A 15,591-nucleotide genomic window follows, 5' to 3' on the forward strand; every position below is an offset into this window, starting at 1 on the left:
CGTTATATCGGACTGCCGCTGCGCAGGAAGGCGCGCGCCCGGGTGATCCACGGGTGCCTGTCGTCCACGCAGCGGCTGCTGGCGGCGTAGTGATCGTGATCCGGGTAGATCTCCGCCGCCGCCGGCACGCCGGCCTGGCTCAGCAGGTCCCGCATGGCCAGCGCCTCGGCCGCGAGCCTGCCCAGGTCGTGTTCGCCCGCTCCGAGATAGAACGGCGGCGCCTGCGGTCCGACATGATGCATCGGACTGGCCGCCGGCACGTGGGAGTCGTCCGGTATGAAGCGCCGGCGTATGGCGAGCGCCGCGGCGCCCACCGCGTCGCCGCCGTCGTAGTCCAGATCGTACAGGCCGCTGATCGGCAGCGCGCCCCTGATGACGCGCGCGGGCAGGCCGCGTTCATCCAGCCAGCGGCGGTCCAGCGCCACCAGGCTGGCCAGGTGGCCGCCCGCCGAGTGGCCGCCCAGGAACAGGCGCGCGGGATCGCCGCCGTATGCGCCGACATTGCGCCAGGCCCAGTCCACGGCGGCGGCGACATCGCGCACCGCGGCAGGATAGACATGGCCGGGCGCCAGCCGGTACGACACCGAGATGAACAAGGCCGGCGTCGCCGTCACGGCCGGCGCCATGAATCCCATCCATTCCTTGCAGCCCAGCGAAAACGCGCCGCCGTGCACGAAGATCAGGCAGGGCAGGTCTGCCGGCGCGCGCGCCGGCGCGTAGAGATCCAGGCGGCAGCCTGTGGCGTCGTCGTAGGGGATGTCGGGGTGGTAGTGCAGACCGCGGTCCGCGGCGGCGCGGCGGGAGCGCTCGAATACTTCCGCGGCGTAGGCGTCGCCGCCGGGAAAATTGGCGCGCGCAGGCGCCGGACGAGAATCGAAGGCCATGGTTTTCCTCGTGGTCAAGAACGTGCAGAAACCCGCGCAGGCCTTGCGGCCACGCGGCGGGACGATGGGGCCGGCCTGTGCGGACGGCCCTCTGGCTGGCGGTCTTGCGGCAGGAGGAGAGCGGCGCGCCGTGGAACTGCCGGGCGGCGCCTTGCCGTCGATGACGTGACGGTATTTTAGGCTTGAAGCATATGGCGGGCAAGACCGCGGTCCGGCTCAGAACACGTAGCGCATGCCAACCCCGAGCGCCCGGATGTCATCGCCGCGCGCCGCCGGCGCGACCGCGGTATCGCTCGACAGCAGCGAGAAGGCGGCGTTTGCGCCGTTGTTGACCATGCCGTAGGACGCGTACAGGGAAAAGCGCCGCGAAAGCGCGTGGATATAGCTCAGGCCCAACACCGTGGCCTCGCCAGGCCGGCTTCTTCCTGGCACGTCCTGCCGCATGCGCTGGACGTTGAACGCCAGCACGCCCGCTCCCAACCGCAAGGACGCGCCTGCCCAGATGTCGCTGCCGTCGCCGCGGCGCCCCGGATGGCGCACCCGGAAGTAGCCACCCGCCACGGTGTAGTCGCCGCTGGCGTACTTGAGCCCGACCAGCATGTCGCGGCGCAGTCCCGTGGCGCCGGTGTAGGCGGCCGGCGAGCCCGCGATCTCGGGCAGGCGCAGCAGCTGATAGGCGCCGTTGAGCGTCAGCCCATCCTGCGTGTAGTCCACGGATGCGCCGATCATGCGGCTCGCGCTGCGGGGCGGGCCGTCCGACGCGCTGCGCGCGGCAGCGGGGCCCAGGCTCGCCATCAGCCGGCCCCGCAGTCCGGCGACGCGGGGCGAGGTGTAGAAGACGGCGTTGCTGGCGCGCCCGAACCGGTCCGAGCCCGTGCCGGACAAAAGCACGATCTGCTGCATGTTGCCGTAGGACCCGAGCTTCAGCGGGTCGCTATCCAGCACCGCCCAGTACAGCGGCGTGTAGTCGCGGCCCAGTTGCAGCATGCCGTAGCGGCCTTCCAGGCCGACGAACGCGCGGCGGTTGAATCCCTTGCCGGGTGCGCCATTGGGCGCTTGCGCAGTGGCGCTCGACGGATCGCCGAAGTAGGGCTTGTAGGCGCCGGAATTGGATTCGAAGCTGGCCTCGAGCTGGAACACCGCGCGTAGCGAACCGCCCAGATGTTCCGTGCCGCGCAGGCCGAACTGCGATCCGCTGATGATGCCGGACTTCATGGAGGCGGACCTCGCCGATCCGTTGTCGATCAGGTTCAGGCCCGCGTCCACGACGCCGTACAAGGCCAGCCCGGGTTCCGCATGGCTGGCCGCGCCGGCGGCTGCGAAGGCGAGCGCCGCGATTCTCAGGACGCGCCGTTTCATGGCCTGGCGCCCGTTTTGCTGGCGGCCGGCATCAGGCCGCCGCGGGCCGGTAGCCGCCGTACTGTTCGCGCAACTGCTTCTTGAGCACCTTGCCTGTCGCGCCCAGCGGCAGAGAGGGCAGGAACAGCACGTCATCGGGCATCCACCACTGGGCGATGCGCCCTTCGATGAAGCGCAGCAGTTCCTGCTTGCCGACGTCGGCGCCTTCGCGCGGCACCACCAGAAGCAGGGGACGTTCGTCCCATTTGGGATGCGCGATGGCGATGCATGCGGCCTGCTGCACGCCAGGGTGTTCCATGGCGGCGTGCTCGATCTCGACCGAGCTGATCCACTCCCCTCCGGACTTGATCACGTCCTTGCTGCGATCGACGATCTGCATGTAGCCGTCGGCGTCGATCGTGGCTACGTCGCCGGTGGCGAACCAGTCCGCCCCGGTCGCGGCGGCGCTGTCGTCGTCGCCGAAGTAGCGCTCCATCACCCACGGACCTCGCACCAGCAGCTCGCCCCGGCTCTTGCCGTCCCAGGGCAGTTCGCCGCCGCCGCCGTCCACGATCTTCATGTCCACGCCGAAGACGGTGTGCCCCTGCTTGCCCAGAACGGCCAGCCGTTCGTCCTCCGACAGCGCGAGGTGCCGGCGCTGCAGCACGGCGGTCGTGCCCAGCGGCGACAGTTCCGTCATGCCCCACGCGTGCAGCACTTCGACGCCGTAGCCGTCGCGCAGGCTGCGCAACAGCGCAGGCGGGCAGGCGGCGCCGCCGATGACCGCGTGGCGCAGGCCCGACAGGCTCAGGCCGTTGCGTTCCGCATGGCCCAGCAGCCCCAGCCACACGGTCGGCACGCCGGCCGCCGACGTTACGCCTTCGTCCTTTATCACCGCATGCAGCGAGGCGCCGTCCAGCGCGGGACCGGGCAGCACCAGCTTGCAGCCGGCGAGCGGGGCGGCATAGGGAATGCCCCAGGCATTGACGTGAAACATGGGCACTGCAGGCAGCACCGCCGTGCGCGAAGAAAGGTTGAGCGCGTCGGGCAGCGCGACCGCATAGGCGTGCAGTACCGTGGACCGGTGCGAGTACAGCACGCCCTTGGGCTGGCCCGTGGTGCCGGACGTGTAGCACAGTCCGCAGGCCGATTCCTCGTTCAGTTCGGGCCAGTCGTAGCTTTCGGGCTGGGCCGCCAGCAGGTCCTCGTAGCACAGCAGCCCCGGCAGGGCGGCGGACGAAGGCATGTATTCCCGGCTGCAAAGGGCGACATAGCCCCGCACGCCGGGGCATCGCGCCGCCACCGATTCTAGGAGCGGCAGAAAGCCCACGTCGAAGAACACGTACTGGTCGTCCGCGTGGTTGAGCAGGTAGGCCACCTGGTCGGCGTGCAGCCTGGGGTTGACGGTATGGATCACGGCACCGGCGCCGGACACGGCGTAATAGAGCTCCAGATGCCGGTAGCCGTTCCAGGCCAGGGTGGCCACACGCTGGCCCGGGCGCACCTCCAGCGCCGCGAGCGCGCGGGCCAGGCGCTGGCTGCGCCGATGGCAGTCGGCGTAGGTGTAGCGGTGCACGTCTCCCTCGACGCGGCGCGACACGATTTCGACCGTGCCGAAGTGGCGGGCGGCGTGGCGTAGCAATTGGGAGACGAGCAGAGGCTGGCGCATCATCAGGCCGGCGAGCGCGGGCGGGGGATTCCGGGTCATCTAGAGCTCCATATCGTGAGGCGGCGCGCAGGCGCGCCTGGGCCGGCGGCATCCGGGCCGGCGCCGGCTTAGCAAAGGAGGGCGGACGCGGCGGGGCCGCGCTTTCAGGGAGGGGGCGGCTGTTCGGCGCGCAGCGCCTCGTAGGGCTCGCGCGAGAGGTCCAGCAGCATTTGCGTGATCGCGGCCGTCTCCCGTCGCATGCGGCCGTAGTCCACCTTGTCGGCAGTGGTGACGTCGTAATTCAGCAGGTAGTCCGGCCCGGTGATGTAGTTGAGCGTGGGCAGGCGGGCGCCACCCCAGAAATACTGGCCCTCGCCCGGCCACGTGGCCGTGTTGGGGCCGCCGTCGCCGTCCGGATTGAGCGGAGGCATGACGAACGCGGGCGCAACCTGTGCATTGCGCAGCATGGCCGACGCGGCGCGCACCAATGCCGGGACGCGCGGCAGGAAGATCGCGGCGGGCTCGTCGCGGCCCGTCGGCGCCAGGCGGCCGTCGGGTCCGGGCAGCCATTCCGTGGCGCCCAGGTGTTCTATCGTGACGATGCTGGCGATGCGGCCGCGCAGGCCGTCCTGGCGATGCCGCGCCAGAAAGTCCTGTATGCCCACGCCGCCGGCGAAATGGCCGCTGGAGAGCATGATCATGATGCTGCGCGGCAGCGCCTCGCGTGGCAGGCGCGCCAGGTACTGGGCGATGTCGACGATGGCGTTGGGACCGTTGTCCTCGATGCCGTTGGTGCCGTCGGTATGGCTGTTGATGACGGTCAGCTCGCTGCTGGCGCCGGGAATGATGCCGATCAGGTTGCGCGTGACGACAGCCTCGGTATCGGCATCCAGTACCAGGCGCAGCCGGGCGCCGGCGCGCGCCAGCGCCTTCAGGCGGGCGCCGGCCGCCCGGTCCACGTAAACGCCTGGCAGTTTGCGCAGTTGGCGGTCGTACGGGGCGTACAGGCCCGCGGCGATATCGGCGGGTTCGTCCAGGACCGCGACCACGCCGGCGGCGCCCGCGGCCTGCAGCGCTTCCAGTGTCTGCACCAGCGCGTCGATTATCTGGTAAGGACGCGCATAGGGCGCGCCCGGTGGCAGCGTGTTGTCGGGATCGTGTTTGTACAGCGCCATGGCATGGAAGAAATCGCTGGTCAGCGACGGCCTGGGCAGTTCCACCACCACGATGCTGCCCGCCACGCTGCGGTCCGGTCGCCGGCCGACCGGCAGATAGCGTATCGGCGCCACCAGCCCCTGCGCGCCGGTGCTGCCGGAGTAGGGGATATAGCCAGCCGTCGGAATCCGGTCGGCGCCGTCGGCCAGCTCCAGCGACCAGCGCCGCGCTGCCCACCGGGTCATGGCCACCGGTTCGAAGTACAGATCCGCCACGCCGGCCTCGCGCAGGCGTTCGTACAGCGCGTCGACGTAGGCCTCATGCGCGGGCGAGCCCGTGTCGCGCAGCCCGCGACGGTCCAGGTCTTCCTGCCATGCGCGCAGACGGGCTTCCGGATAAAACTGCGTCCGGTCCACCTCGACCGCCGCTTGCGGCGGCAGCGCGCCCGCCGGCGCGCGGGATTCCTGACGTGCGGCGCAGGCCGTCAGGCCGGCAATCAACAAGGCCGCGCCCGCCGCGCGGCGCAGGCGCCAAGGCTGCCCTGGTGCGTAGAGCATGCGTGTCTCCGTTGTCTCGTGTTGTTTTCGCTGGCGCGCCGTCGAGGGCGCACAAGCCGATTATTCCCGCCGCCGGCTGTCGGGGGCAGACCTCCAAGGAGGGGTATTGCCCCCCCGAAAGCGGGAATCACAAGTTCCGCGCCGTTCAGGAGGGCGGCGCGATCAGGCCGAGCTTGATGGCGCAGGCGACCGCCTCGGCACGCCGCCTTGCGTTCAGCCGCTGCATGATCTTCTTGACGCTGTCCTTGACCGTATGCGGGCTGCGGCAGATGATGTCCGCGATCTCGCCGTTCGAATGCCCTTGCGCCAGCAGTCCCAGGATGCGCAGGTCGGCCACGGAAAGGCCGTGCTTCTGGGCGGCGAGCCGGTCGAACGCATGCTGCACTTCCTGCAGCATCTCGCCGCCCGCCGACCCAGCGCCGGGGTCGGCGTAGACGAGTTCGGCGATGCGCGCGTACATCGCCATCGCGATGCGCGTGCGCTCTTCCAGCAGCGTCACGCGCTGCGACTTCTCCGTCACCAGCGTCTGCAGCGCCTTGATCGCATTGATGTCCCGGGCGATGCCCTGCCTGCCCACCATCTCGCCATCGCGGATCAGCGCGCCGGCGCGCACTTCCAAGTGCACGACGCCGCCGTCGGGCCGGCGCGCCTCCACTTCGAAGAAGGGCGTCCGTTCCTGGCCGAGCAGGCCTTGCTGGTAATGGCGCGTCGCCACTTTTGCGGACTCCTCGGTCAGGATCTCCGTAAAGTGACGGCCCAGCAGGGCGCAGGGCTCATAGCCCAGCACCTGTTCGAACGCCCGGTTCATGTAGGTGAAGCGTCCTTCGAAGTCCAGGGTGTAGATGAGATCGCCTGCGGCTTCGATCAGCGCCTCGAAGTCGGGCGTCTGGAAACGCCGCGGTTGGCCGGCAAGAGAGCGGGGCTGCGTCATAAAGCGGTTCTTCATGGCTTGTGGCCCGGGCGAAAGCGCGGGGTTGGCGCTACTTGTACCCCAACTGACGTTGCCCGGGCAAAGCACCTGCGATAAATTCGGCGAAACGATATTGTCGCTTTGGCCTGTGAGAAAGGGCTGCAAGTCGTTGGAGTCAGCGAATGGATATCCTCGAGACCATCACTTCGCACATAGCTGCGCTGAGGCTTCCGCTGTACGCCGTCAGCGCGACCGCTACACAGAAATCGGACACGCCGATCATCCTGATCCTGCACTGGCACGGATTCCACCGTGATGAAAGGGCGGCCGGCGCTTTGCACTCCGTCGCGGGTTCTGCGCTGCAGATCAACCTGCGCTGGCGCGACTATGCCGTCATCGACCGCGCAATGCTGGAGGCGGCATGGAGACTCGGCGCCTGGGATGTGGAGCGTGTGGCGAGTCCCGGATGGTGGCGCCTCAATGCGCCGGTGTCCGAAGCGCTCGCCTGCCGTAGGGCGTTCGCGGATTATTCCGACGCGCGCGAGGCGAACCGGGCGGTCGTCGTCGAGGCTCCGGACCAGCAGGCCCTGCTCGACCTTGCCGCTCACCGCGGCTACGTCCGCTGGCTGTTCCGGCCTCGCAAGGGCGGCCTGTGGAGTCAAATGGACGGCGACGACCGCACGCTGGATGCTGATGGCGGACGCTCCGCGCCTTGTCCCGTTGCGCTGCTGCCGGACGGACGCGAGCTGCGTCGAAAGGTCGTGTACCGCCTGGGACGGGGAAAGGGCATTTTGATTCGTTAAGTTTCATTTTGAATCATTTTCCGCTCTTGAAGCGGCTTGGCGGCGCCCATAATTTTTTTCCGCACCCATCACGGGCTGTACGGCGCACGCCGCCCCGCCATGTCGCTGCAGTGCGCCGGCATTCACTTTTTGATGATCAAGACTTCAGGAGATAGAGTCATGAAGATCCGTCCCCTTTACGACCGGATTATCGTCAAGCGAATCGAACAGCAGCGCAAGACAGCATCCGGCATCGTCATCCCCGACTCGGCGGCGGAAAAGTCCGAACAGGGAGAGGTCCTCGCGGTCGGCCAGGGCAAGCGCAACGCAGATGGCTCGCTGCAGGCGCCCGAACTCAAGGTCGGCGACCACGTTCTCTTTGGCAAGTATGCCGGCCAGACCGTCAAGGTCGACGGCGAAGAACTGCTGGTCATGCGCGAAGAGGATGTTTTCGCCGTGCTCACGTCGCAAGACGCTCAACTGAAGAAGGCGGCCTGACGCCGCCAGCCTATGGATTGAGGAGCTAGAAATGAGTGCGAAGGACGTTAAGTTCCACGACGGCGCCCGCAGCCGCGTAGTCAAGGGCGTCAATATCCTGGCCGATGCCGTAAAGGTGACGCTCGGCCCGAAGGGCCGGAATGTGCTGCTCGAACGCAGCTTCGGCGCGCCGGTCATTACCAAGGACGGCGTCTCGGTGGCCAAGGAGATCGAACTGAAGGACAAGTTCGAGAACATGGGCGCACAGATCGTCAAGCAGGTCGCATCGAAGACGGCCGACGTCGCGGGCGATGGCACGACCACCGCCACGGTGCTGGCGCAGGCGGTCGTCCAGGAAGGCATGAAGTACGTGGCCTCCGGCATGAACCCCATGGATCTGAAGCGGGGCATCGACCAGGCCGTCTCCGGTGTGGTGGAGGCGCTGCGCAAGATGTCCAAGCCCATCTCCACCAGCAAAGAGACGGCGCAAGTCGCGGCGCTGTCGGCCAACGCCGACGAGGCGATCGGCAAGATCATTGCCGACGCGATGGACAAGGTCGGGCGCGAGGGCGTGATCACGGTGGAAGATGGCAAGTCGCTGGACAACGAACTGGATATCGTGGAAGGCATGCAGTTCGATCGCGGCTACCTGAGCCCATACTTCATCACGGACCCGGAAAAGCAGATCGCTCAGCTCGATGATCCGTTGATCCTGCTGTACGACAAGAAGATCTCCAACGTTCGCGAGCTTCTGCCGGTGCTGGAAAGCGCCGCCAAGGCGGGCAAGCCGCTGCTTATCGTTGCCGAGGACGTGGAAGGCGAGGCGCTTGCCACCCTGGTGGTCAACTCCATGCGCGGGGTGTTGAAGGTCACCGCGGTGAAGGCGCCAGGCTTCGGCGATCGCCGCAAGGCCATGCTGGAGGACATTGCGATCCTCACCGGCGCCACCGTGATCTCGGAAGAAACGGGCAAGCAGTTGGACAAGGCCACGCTGCAAGACCTCGGAAGCGCCAAGCGGATCGAAGTTCGCAAGGAAGAGACCATCATCATCGATGGCGGCGGCAAGCAGGAGGCCATCGATGCGCGCGTCAAGTCGATCCGCAAGCAGATCGACGACGCCACCAGCGACTACGACCGCGAAAAGCTGCAGGAGCGTGTCGCCAAGCTGGCGGGCGGCGTCGCCGTCATCCGGGTGGGCGCCGCAACCGAAGTCGAAATGAAGGAGAAGAAGGATCGCGTCGATGATGCGCTGCATGCGACCCGCGCGGCGGTCGAGGAAGGCATCGTGCCCGGCGGCGGCGTTGCGCTGCTGCGGGCCCGGGCGGCGATACAGGATATGAAAGGCGCCAATGCCGATCAGGATGCGGGCATTCGCATCATCCTGCGGGCGCTCGAGGCTCCGCTGCGCGCCATCGTGGCCAACGCAGGCGAAGAGCCTTCGGTGGTCGTGGCGAAGGTGATGGAAGCCAAAGGAAACTATGGCTATAACGCCGCCACCGGCGACTATGGCGACCTGGTCGATATCGGCGTCGTCGATCCGACGAAGGTCACGCGCACCGCATTGCAGAACGCGGCTTCGATCGCGGGGCTCATCCTGACCACCGCCGCCACCATCGCGCAGGTTCCGGAAGAAACCAAGCCGCAGGCCGCCGCGGCCGAGGCGATGGACTTCTGACGGCGGAATAACGGCCAAGCCATCCAGTCTGCTCTGAGGGCATCGCGCCGGCGGCGCGATGCCCTTTTTTGTCGTTGCAACGGGCCGCAGAAAAAATCTATAGCGCCCGGGACCGCCATTTTTTAAATCAAAGGACCCGGACTCTTGAATCCGCGCGGTTGAATCCTATATCCGCATTGAAGCGATCGAGTGCCGGTCGCTCTTGCGGCGACGTGGCGCGGTCTCGATCCTTCCAGACGAACTTGGGAGGTAATTATGGCCAACTACCCTTTCAGCGACAGCGGTTTCGATTCTCTCTTTGACGCGGTCCAGGAGCAGATGGACCGGATCTTTCGCAGCGCGGGCTCGCCGGCCACATTGCGGTCGTTGCCACGCGGACGCTTCCCGCCCGTCAACATCGGGGTTTCGGATGACGCCGCTGTGGTCGTCGGCTTCGTCCCCGGCATCGAACCCGACGCCTTGAAAGTATCCATAGAGAAGGGGCTGCTCACCATCAGCGGCACGCGGAGCATGCCGCCCCTGCCGGATAACGGCCGTTACTACGCTCGGGAACGCGCCGAGGGGAATTTCACGCGCGTCATCGAGTTGCCCGGCGACGTCGATCCGGACAAGGTCGAGGCGCGGTACATCGACGGCTGCCTGCTGATATCCATCAAGAAGAAAGAGTCGTCGAAGCCGCGGCTTGTTGCAATCCAGTGATGCAAGCTTCCCCTCATCCTACTCAGGAGGAACGATCATGAACGAGCGTAACGAACTTGTTGAACAGGGCGGCCGTTCCAATGAGCAACGTCCCGCCAATCTGCCCGCGGTCGACATCTTTGAAGACGCTGCGGGCGTCACCGTCCTGGCGGACCTGCCTGGCGTCACGAAGGACAGGTTGAGCGTCAAGGTGGAATCGGAGGTGCTGGTCATCGAAGGCGAAGCCGCGGTTCCGGTTCCCGCCGGTGTCCGGCTGATCCATGGCGAACTGCGCGAACCGCTGTTTCGCCGCTCCTTCAGGCTGGGGCCGGAGTTTGACAAGGAGGCGATCCAAGCCAGCCTGCGGCAAGGCGTGCTGACGCTGCGAGTGCCGCGCATTCGCGAAGCGCAGCCGCGCCAGATTCCGGTGACGGTGGCGTGATGCATTGCGCGCGCCGCGGCGGCTCTGCACCGCCGCGGCGCGCCGGAGCCGCTCCATGAACGACCTTGTCCTTACCGAACACAAAGGATTCCGCCTGGGCGTGCGCGCCGTGCCGTTACGCTGCCTGGAACAGCGCGGCACGCTTCCCGAGGGCTTTCTGCCGCTCGTCCAGGTCACGCACTCCACCTTGGTTCTCGTGGATTGGTGCATTCCGTGCCCGCTTACGCCCCGCGATACGCCGGCTAGCGCCATCCAGGAGGGAACGGCCTATCTGAAACTGCTGATCGATTCGGGCAGGATCAGTCAGCGCGTCGCGGCGCCGTAAGGCCGCCCTGCCAAAAGCGGCGCTATGTCGCCAACCAGGACGCCGTTCTGCGGTTCGCCTACCGGCCGGGCCAGACCAGGGCGGACGGCCCGCGGTCGTCCGGTAGGCGTGACGGTCGATCCGAAAGGCGCGCTGATCGTCGCCGACGATCTCTCGAACACGTTCTGGCGCATAACGCCGACGCGCAACGTCCAGCCGCGCTAGGGGGCCGAGCGGCCGTCGTTCTTGCCGGGGGCTTCGTTGTCCGCGATCAGGCGCAGGCATTTCACGAAGAGACTCCGGTATTCCTCGGGCAGCCGGGCGAGTAATTGGTCTTCCACCGTGGCGTCTCGCGGCATGACGCGGCACAGCAGCTCCACGCCGGCCGGCGCAATGTAAAGCTGATAGGCGCGCGCGTCCGTGGGCGACGGCCTGCGCTCTATGAGCCCGCCGCGGTGCATGCGCTTGATCATCTCGGCGACGGTGTTGCGGTCCATGGCGAGCCGTTCGGCCAATGTGTTCTGGCTGAGTCCGGGATCTTGATGGAGCAGGATTAAGGCCGCTTTCTGTCTTGGCGTGACGCTTTCGCGGGAAAAGGTGTTGGCGAAGATCTCTTCGGCCTTGAAATGCGCGCGCCGCAGCAGATGGGACGGCACATTTTCGAGCCGGAAGTTCTGCAATAGGACCTGCACTTCCGGCGTGATCATCGGACGCGAAGAACCCGCGCGAGCGGGACGGACTGGATGTTTTGGAGGCATCGTGCTGGGCTTGTTTCCAGGGTGGTGAGCCATATTACGCTGGGACCCAGCATTGTTGCCGCAATCGACTAAAGGGTAACTACCATGTTCCGAGGAAATTTCTCTTTCGATAAGATAGTACGTACACATCTTAAATGGCGGTAGCGTCAGAAAGTCATCGAGTTCCAGCCATCAATTCAAGGAGATTCGCCATGAGCGAAGGAGTGATTGTCGCCGGCTTCCTGGCGCCGCATCCGCCCCACTTGGTGTATGGCGAAAACCCGCCGCAGAACGAGCCGCGTTCGCAGGGCGGCTGGGAACCGTTGCGATGGGCCTATGCGCAGGCACGCGAGAGCATCGAGCGTCTGAAGCCGGATGTGCTGCTGGTCCATTCGCCGCACTGGATCACCCAGGTTGGCCATCATTTCCTGGGGGTTCCCCGGCTTGCCGGCCGCTCGGTCGATCCCATCTTTCCCAACATCTTCCGCTATGACTTCGGCATGGACGTCGATGTGGAGCTGGCCGAAGCATGCTGCGACGAGGCCGCCAAGGCCGGCCTGGTCAGCAAGATGATGCGCAACCCGAAGTTCCGGCCGGATTACGGAACCATCACCACGCTGCACATGATCCGGCCGCAATGGGACATCCCGGTGGTGGGAATCTCCGCCAACAACACGCCGTACTACCTCAACACCAAAGAGGGCCTGGGCGAGATGGACATACTGGGCCGCGCCACGCGCGAGGCCATTCGCAAGACGGGACGCCGGGCCGTCCTCCTGGCCAGCAACACCTTGTCCCATTGGCATTTTCATGAAGAGCCGGAACTGCCCGAAGACATGACCAAGGAGCATCCGGAGCGCTACGACGGCTACAAATGGGATGTGCGCATGATCGACCTCATGCGCCAGGGCCGCATGAAGGAAACCTTCCAGTTGCTGCCCCAGTTCATCGACGAAGCTTTCGCGGAGGTGAAATCGGGCGCCTTCACGTGGATGCACGCGGCGATGGGGTATCCGGAGCTGGCCGGAAGGCTGCACGGATACGGAACCGTCATCGGCACCGGCAATGCGGTCATCGAGTGGGATCTTCAGGCAGCGGGTCTTTCAAGCCTGCAGCCCGCGGGGCAGGCCGCCTGACGGCACGCAAAGAAAAGGGGAGATCTCATGTCCATCGTATCGGCATTCCTGGTTCCGGGCAGCCCGCTGCCGCAGCTGCGGCCCGACATCGCGCCCTGGGGACGCCTTCGAGACGCCTTGGCCACAGCCGGCGAATCGCTTGCCGCATCCAGACCCGATTGCGTGCTGGTCTACTCCACTCAGTGGTTCGCGGTGCTGGACCAATTGTGGATTACCCGGCCGCGCAGCACGGGCCTGCATGTCGATGAAAACTGGCACGAGTTTGGCGAGCAACCGTTCGACATCCATTCGGAGCCCGCGCTGGCGCAGCGCTGTATCGATGCCTGCAACGGTGCGGGAATCAAGACGCGCGGCGTGGACTACGACCAGTTTCCGATCGATACCGGCACGATAACCGCCGCCACGCTGATGGGCTTCGGAACATCTGCGCTTCCCATGGTCGCCGCCGCGAACAATCTTTACCACAGCGGCGAGCAGACCGAGCAACTGGGCGCCATCGCCGCCGCCGCCTTGCACGACAAGCGTGTCGCCGTCGTGGGTATCGGCGGTTTGTCCAACAGCATGTTCCGGGAAAACATCGATCTCCGGAAAGACCGCTACGTGTCCGAAAACGACGACGCGTGGAATCGCCGGCTGCTCGCGCTGATCGAAGGCGGCGATGTGGATGCGGTACGCGCCATCCTGCCCGAATACGCCGAGCAGGCACGCCCGGACATGGGCCTGAAGCACTTTCACTGGCTGCTGGGCGCGATGGGCGGCGGTTTCAGGCAGGCTGTCGTGCATGAATATGCGCCGCTATATGGGAGCGGGGGCGCTGTCGTGGAGTTCAGGCTTCAGTAGTGGGTGTCGCATAGGCAAGTTTTAGCGGTACTCATCGGCGTATGTGGGAGCGGGACCCCGTCCCGGGGCCGGAAACGGCTACCGGCCACAAGCTTCTCCGTGCCGCGTACCCCAATTCCGCGGGCCAAGACCGTTACGCCCGTTCATCGCGCTCGCCAAGAAGGTCGCCTTCCTTCAGCCCGCGGCTCGTCCGTCCGCGCAGAACAGAACAAATCGTCGTCCTCCCCATTGGCGCGTCTTCCCCGCCAAAGCCAAAAACGAACGCCAACGAAAAGCCAACACCCACCTCTCAGGGATTTCCCCTGCATCGTTTCGCTTGCGGAAAATCAATGTTCTATAGGACACTTTGTGTCATCGCAAACATGATTGCGGCATAAAGGGGATCGACATGGGGTTCAAGAGCATGGTCAGCGCGCTGGCGCTGGCGGCGGCAGTGGCGGGCGGAAGCGGCGCGCAGGCGGCGGCGTATCCGGAGCGGCCGATACGGCTGGTGGTGCCGTTCGGCGCGGGCGGGATCACGGACATCGTCGCGCGGCAGGTCGGCCAGGGGATGGGCGAAGCGCTGGGGCAGGGCGTGGTGGTCGAGAACCGGCCGGGCGCGGGCGGGGTGATCGCGGCGCAATTGGCGGCCACGGCGCCGGCCGACGGCTATACGATCTTCATGGGCACGGTGGGCACGCAGGTGGTGAATCCGCTGATCTACCGCAAGCTCGGCTACGATGCGGACAAGTTCGTACCCGTGGGCATGGTGTCCGGCTCGCCGTACCTGCTGGCGGTGCGGGCCGGGCTGCCGGCGGCGACGTTCGGCGAATTCGTGGCCTACGCGCGGGCCAATCCGGCCAAGCTGAATTTCGGCTCGGCGGGCAACGCCAGTTCGCCCCATCTGGGCCTGGAGCTGCTGAAGCTGACGGCGAACGTGGACGTGATGCACGTGCCGTTCAAGAGCGGCAGCGAGGCGGTGAACGCGGCGATCGGCGGGCAGGTGGACGTGGTGATGGACGCCAGCCCGGTGATCATGCCGCATGCGGCTTCGGGCAGGCTGCGCGCGCTGGCGGTGGCCGCCGACCAGCGCCTGCCGTCCGCGCCCGACGTGCCGACGGCGGCCGAGGTGGGCGATCCGGGGCTGCAGATCAGTTCGTGGAACGCGTTTTTCGCGCCGGCGGGCACGCCGCCCGCCGTGCTGGAAACCTTGAACGCGGCCTTGCAGAAGACCCTGGCCTCGCCCGAGCTGCGGCAGCGGCTGGCTGCGCAGGGCACGCAGCTGTATACCGGCACGCCGGACGAGTACCGGCGCTTCATCGCCGGGGAGAAGGCCAAGTGGGCCGAGATCGTCAAGCGCGCCGACATCAGGATGGACTGACCGATGAACCCGACTCCTCATCCCCTGGCGGGCAAGCCGCTGGAGCTGGCCGATACATTGCGTTCCGGCAACGCCTGGAAGGTACGGCTGGCCTGTGGCTACATGGGGCTGCCCATCGTGCGGCGCACGTTCGACATCGTGCAGGGAGACCTGGAGACCGAGGCCTTCGCGCGGCTCAATCCGTGGCGCCAGGTGCCGGTGCTGCTTACGCCGGAGGGCCAGTGGCTGGCCGAGTCGCAGGCCATACTCTGGTATCTGGGGCAGGGCACGCCCTGGCTGCCGGCCGGGCGGCTGGCGCAGGCGCAGGTCAGCAGCTGGCTGAGTTTCGAGCAGACCCAGCACATGCATGCCTTCGCGCAGCCGCGGCTGCTGATCCATCTGCGCCGCACGGCGCAGGTGGACGATCCCGCCATGCGGGCGTGGCGCGAGATCGGGATGAAGGCGGCGGCCTGGATGGACGCGCACCTGGCGGGCCGGGACTATCTGGTCGGGAGCGCGCCCACGATCGCCGACATCGCGCTGTTTCCCTATACCAGCATGGCGGCGGAGGGCGGCTACGACCTGTCCGCCTTCACCCATATCGACGCCTGGCTGGCGCGCATGCGCGCCTTGCCGGGCTTTACGCCGTTGATCGAAGCGGCATGACGACTCAATCCGATGGAGCAATG

The 15,591-nt window shown here is 66.5% G+C and carries 17 protein-coding genes; 11 read left to right on the forward strand and 6 right to left on the reverse strand.

Annotated elements, in window-relative coordinates; translation table 11 throughout:
* Window positions 1-2 precede the first annotated feature (2 nt).
* On the reverse strand, window positions 3-884 hold the full coding sequence (locus AC1IQ6_RS08100) for an alpha/beta hydrolase (RefSeq protein ID WP_479731311.1): 882 nt from the start codon (window positions 882-884) through the stop codon (window positions 3-5).
* Between AC1IQ6_RS08100 and AC1IQ6_RS08105 the strand changes: the two genes are divergently transcribed.
* Window positions 883-1,053 carry a hypothetical protein gene (locus AC1IQ6_RS08105; protein WP_181390923.1) on the forward strand — a complete coding sequence of 57 codons (171 nt, stop codon included), beginning with the start codon at window positions 883-885 and terminating at the stop codon, window positions 1,051-1,053. The two genes, AC1IQ6_RS08100 and AC1IQ6_RS08105, sit on opposite strands and share 2 nt — an antisense overlap.
* Before the next feature lie 47 nt (window positions 1,054-1,100).
* Here the strand turns inward: AC1IQ6_RS08105 and AC1IQ6_RS08110 are convergent, their stop codons facing one another.
* The 4 genes from AC1IQ6_RS08110 to AC1IQ6_RS08125 form a co-directional block, all read right to left on the reverse strand.
* On the reverse strand, window positions 1,101-2,243 hold the full coding sequence (locus tag AC1IQ6_RS08110; RefSeq protein ID WP_168202323.1) for a porin: 1,143 nt from the start codon (window positions 2,241-2,243) through the stop codon (window positions 1,101-1,103).
* A gap of 31 nt (window positions 2,244-2,274) precedes the next feature.
* Complete coding sequence (locus tag AC1IQ6_RS08115; RefSeq protein ID WP_485866114.1) at window positions 2,275-3,930, reverse strand: 3-(methylthio)propionyl-CoA ligase; 1,656 nt, start codon at window positions 3,928-3,930, stop codon at window positions 2,275-2,277.
* A gap of 104 nt (window positions 3,931-4,034) precedes the next feature.
* Window positions 4,035-5,582: a PA domain protein gene (locus AC1IQ6_RS08120; protein ID WP_485866115.1), complete on the reverse strand. Its 1,548-nt coding sequence runs from the start codon at window positions 5,580-5,582 to the stop codon at window positions 4,035-4,037.
* A gap of 145 nt (window positions 5,583-5,727) precedes the next feature.
* On the reverse strand, window positions 5,728-6,513 hold the full coding sequence (locus AC1IQ6_RS08125) for a helix-turn-helix transcriptional regulator (RefSeq protein WP_168202324.1): 786 nt from the start codon (window positions 6,511-6,513) through the stop codon (window positions 5,728-5,730).
* 161 nt (window positions 6,514-6,674) lie between these two features.
* Between AC1IQ6_RS08125 and AC1IQ6_RS08130 the strand changes: the two genes are divergently transcribed.
* The 6 genes from AC1IQ6_RS08130 to AC1IQ6_RS08155 all read left to right on the forward strand — a co-directional run bounded on the left by AC1IQ6_RS08130 (window position 6,675) and on the right by AC1IQ6_RS08155 (window position 10,871).
* Window positions 6,675-7,295 (forward strand): diguanylate cyclase, encoded by a 621-nt coding sequence (locus tag AC1IQ6_RS08130; protein ID WP_485866116.1) that lies wholly within the window; start codon window positions 6,675-6,677, stop codon window positions 7,293-7,295.
* 159 nt (window positions 7,296-7,454) lie between these two features.
* On the forward strand, window positions 7,455-7,772 hold the full coding sequence (locus AC1IQ6_RS08135; protein ID WP_102772711.1) for a co-chaperone GroES: 318 nt from the start codon (window positions 7,455-7,457) through the stop codon (window positions 7,770-7,772).
* Window positions 7,773-7,803: 31 nt separating this feature from the next.
* The gene (gene groL, locus AC1IQ6_RS08140) at window positions 7,804-9,426 is read left to right on the forward strand and encodes a chaperonin GroEL (protein ID WP_111827146.1); all 1,623 of its coding nucleotides are present in this window, start codon (window positions 7,804-7,806) and stop codon (window positions 9,424-9,426) included.
* 255 nt (window positions 9,427-9,681) lie between these two features.
* Entirely contained in the window at window positions 9,682-10,125 is a 444-nt protein-coding gene (locus tag AC1IQ6_RS08145; protein WP_485866117.1) for an Hsp20/alpha crystallin family protein, read from the forward strand.
* Window positions 10,126-10,162: 37 nt separating this feature from the next.
* Window positions 10,163-10,546: an Hsp20/alpha crystallin family protein gene (locus AC1IQ6_RS08150; RefSeq protein ID WP_485866118.1), complete on the forward strand. Its 384-nt coding sequence runs from the start codon at window positions 10,163-10,165 to the stop codon at window positions 10,544-10,546.
* 55 nt (window positions 10,547-10,601) lie between these two features.
* Window positions 10,602-10,871, forward strand: a complete 270-nt coding sequence (locus tag AC1IQ6_RS08155; RefSeq protein WP_479731313.1) for a hypothetical protein — start codon at window positions 10,602-10,604, stop codon at window positions 10,869-10,871.
* Window positions 10,872-11,071: 200 nt separating this feature from the next.
* Here AC1IQ6_RS08155 and AC1IQ6_RS08160 read toward each other — a convergent pair whose 3' ends face one another.
* Entirely contained in the window at window positions 11,072-11,557 is a 486-nt protein-coding gene (locus AC1IQ6_RS08160) for a MarR family winged helix-turn-helix transcriptional regulator (RefSeq protein ID WP_485866119.1), read from the reverse strand.
* A 242-nt stretch (window positions 11,558-11,799) separates the two neighbouring features.
* Between AC1IQ6_RS08160 and cnbCb the strand changes: the two genes are divergently transcribed.
* From cnbCb to AC1IQ6_RS08180, 4 genes are all read left to right on the forward strand, one after another.
* Window positions 11,800-12,723 (forward strand): 2-aminophenol 1,6-dioxygenase subunit beta, encoded by a 924-nt coding sequence (cnbCb, locus tag AC1IQ6_RS08165; RefSeq protein WP_485866120.1) that lies wholly within the window; start codon window positions 11,800-11,802, stop codon window positions 12,721-12,723.
* Between the two features lie 27 nt (window positions 12,724-12,750).
* Window positions 12,751-13,563, forward strand: coding sequence for a DODA-type extradiol aromatic ring-opening family dioxygenase (locus AC1IQ6_RS08170; RefSeq protein ID WP_485866121.1), 813 nt, complete (start codon window positions 12,751-12,753; stop codon window positions 13,561-13,563).
* Window positions 13,564-13,951: 388 nt separating this feature from the next.
* Window positions 13,952-14,923 (forward strand): Bug family tripartite tricarboxylate transporter substrate binding protein, encoded by a 972-nt coding sequence (locus AC1IQ6_RS08175; RefSeq protein WP_485866122.1) that lies wholly within the window; start codon window positions 13,952-13,954, stop codon window positions 14,921-14,923.
* A 3-nt stretch (window positions 14,924-14,926) separates the two neighbouring features.
* A complete protein-coding gene (locus AC1IQ6_RS08180) occupies window positions 14,927-15,568 on the forward strand; it encodes a glutathione S-transferase family protein (RefSeq protein ID WP_209166080.1) in 642 nt (213 codons plus the stop codon).
* Window positions 15,569-15,591: the final 23 nt, after the last annotated feature.

The organism is Achromobacter sp. MUI-25009338 (genome assembly GCF_057359325.1).

What these genes read in the sequence shown, in the direction of transcription:
- AC1IQ6_RS08105 (WP_181390923.1), top strand. Translation starts at nt 883, where the DNA reads ATGGTTTTCCTCGTGGTCAAGAACGTGCAGAAACCCGCGCAGGCCTTG.
- AC1IQ6_RS08100 (WP_479731311.1), bottom strand. Translation starts at nt 884, where the DNA reads ATGGCCTTCGATTCTCGTCCGGCGCCTGCGCGCGCCAATTTTCCCGGC.
- AC1IQ6_RS08110 (WP_168202323.1), bottom strand. Translation starts at nt 2,243, where the DNA reads ATGAAACGGCGCGTCCTGAGAATCGCGGCGCTCGCCTTCGCAGCCGCC.
- AC1IQ6_RS08115 (WP_485866114.1), bottom strand. Translation starts at nt 3,930, where the DNA reads ATGACCCGGAATCCCCCGCCCGCGCTCGCCGGCCTGATGATGCGCCAG.
- AC1IQ6_RS08120 (WP_485866115.1), bottom strand. Translation starts at nt 5,582, where the DNA reads ATGCTCTACGCACCAGGGCAGCCTTGGCGCCTGCGCCGCGCGGCGGGC.
- AC1IQ6_RS08125 (WP_168202324.1), bottom strand. Translation starts at nt 6,513, where the DNA reads ATGACGCAGCCCCGCTCTCTTGCCGGCCAACCGCGGCGTTTCCAGACG.
- AC1IQ6_RS08130 (WP_485866116.1), top strand. Translation starts at nt 6,675, where the DNA reads ATGGATATCCTCGAGACCATCACTTCGCACATAGCTGCGCTGAGGCTT.
- AC1IQ6_RS08135 (WP_102772711.1), top strand. Translation starts at nt 7,455, where the DNA reads ATGAAGATCCGTCCCCTTTACGACCGGATTATCGTCAAGCGAATCGAA.
- groL (WP_111827146.1), top strand. Translation starts at nt 7,804, where the DNA reads ATGAGTGCGAAGGACGTTAAGTTCCACGACGGCGCCCGCAGCCGCGTA.
- AC1IQ6_RS08145 (WP_485866117.1), top strand. Translation starts at nt 9,682, where the DNA reads ATGGCCAACTACCCTTTCAGCGACAGCGGTTTCGATTCTCTCTTTGAC.
- AC1IQ6_RS08150 (WP_485866118.1), top strand. Translation starts at nt 10,163, where the DNA reads ATGAACGAGCGTAACGAACTTGTTGAACAGGGCGGCCGTTCCAATGAG.
- AC1IQ6_RS08155 (WP_479731313.1), top strand. Translation starts at nt 10,602, where the DNA reads ATGAACGACCTTGTCCTTACCGAACACAAAGGATTCCGCCTGGGCGTG.
- AC1IQ6_RS08160 (WP_485866119.1), bottom strand. Translation starts at nt 11,557, where the DNA reads ATGATCACGCCGGAAGTGCAGGTCCTATTGCAGAACTTCCGGCTCGAA.
- cnbCb (WP_485866120.1), top strand. Translation starts at nt 11,800, where the DNA reads ATGAGCGAAGGAGTGATTGTCGCCGGCTTCCTGGCGCCGCATCCGCCC.
- AC1IQ6_RS08170 (WP_485866121.1), top strand. Translation starts at nt 12,751, where the DNA reads ATGTCCATCGTATCGGCATTCCTGGTTCCGGGCAGCCCGCTGCCGCAG.
- AC1IQ6_RS08175 (WP_485866122.1), top strand. Translation starts at nt 13,952, where the DNA reads ATGGGGTTCAAGAGCATGGTCAGCGCGCTGGCGCTGGCGGCGGCAGTG.
- AC1IQ6_RS08180 (WP_209166080.1), top strand. Translation starts at nt 14,927, where the DNA reads ATGAACCCGACTCCTCATCCCCTGGCGGGCAAGCCGCTGGAGCTGGCC.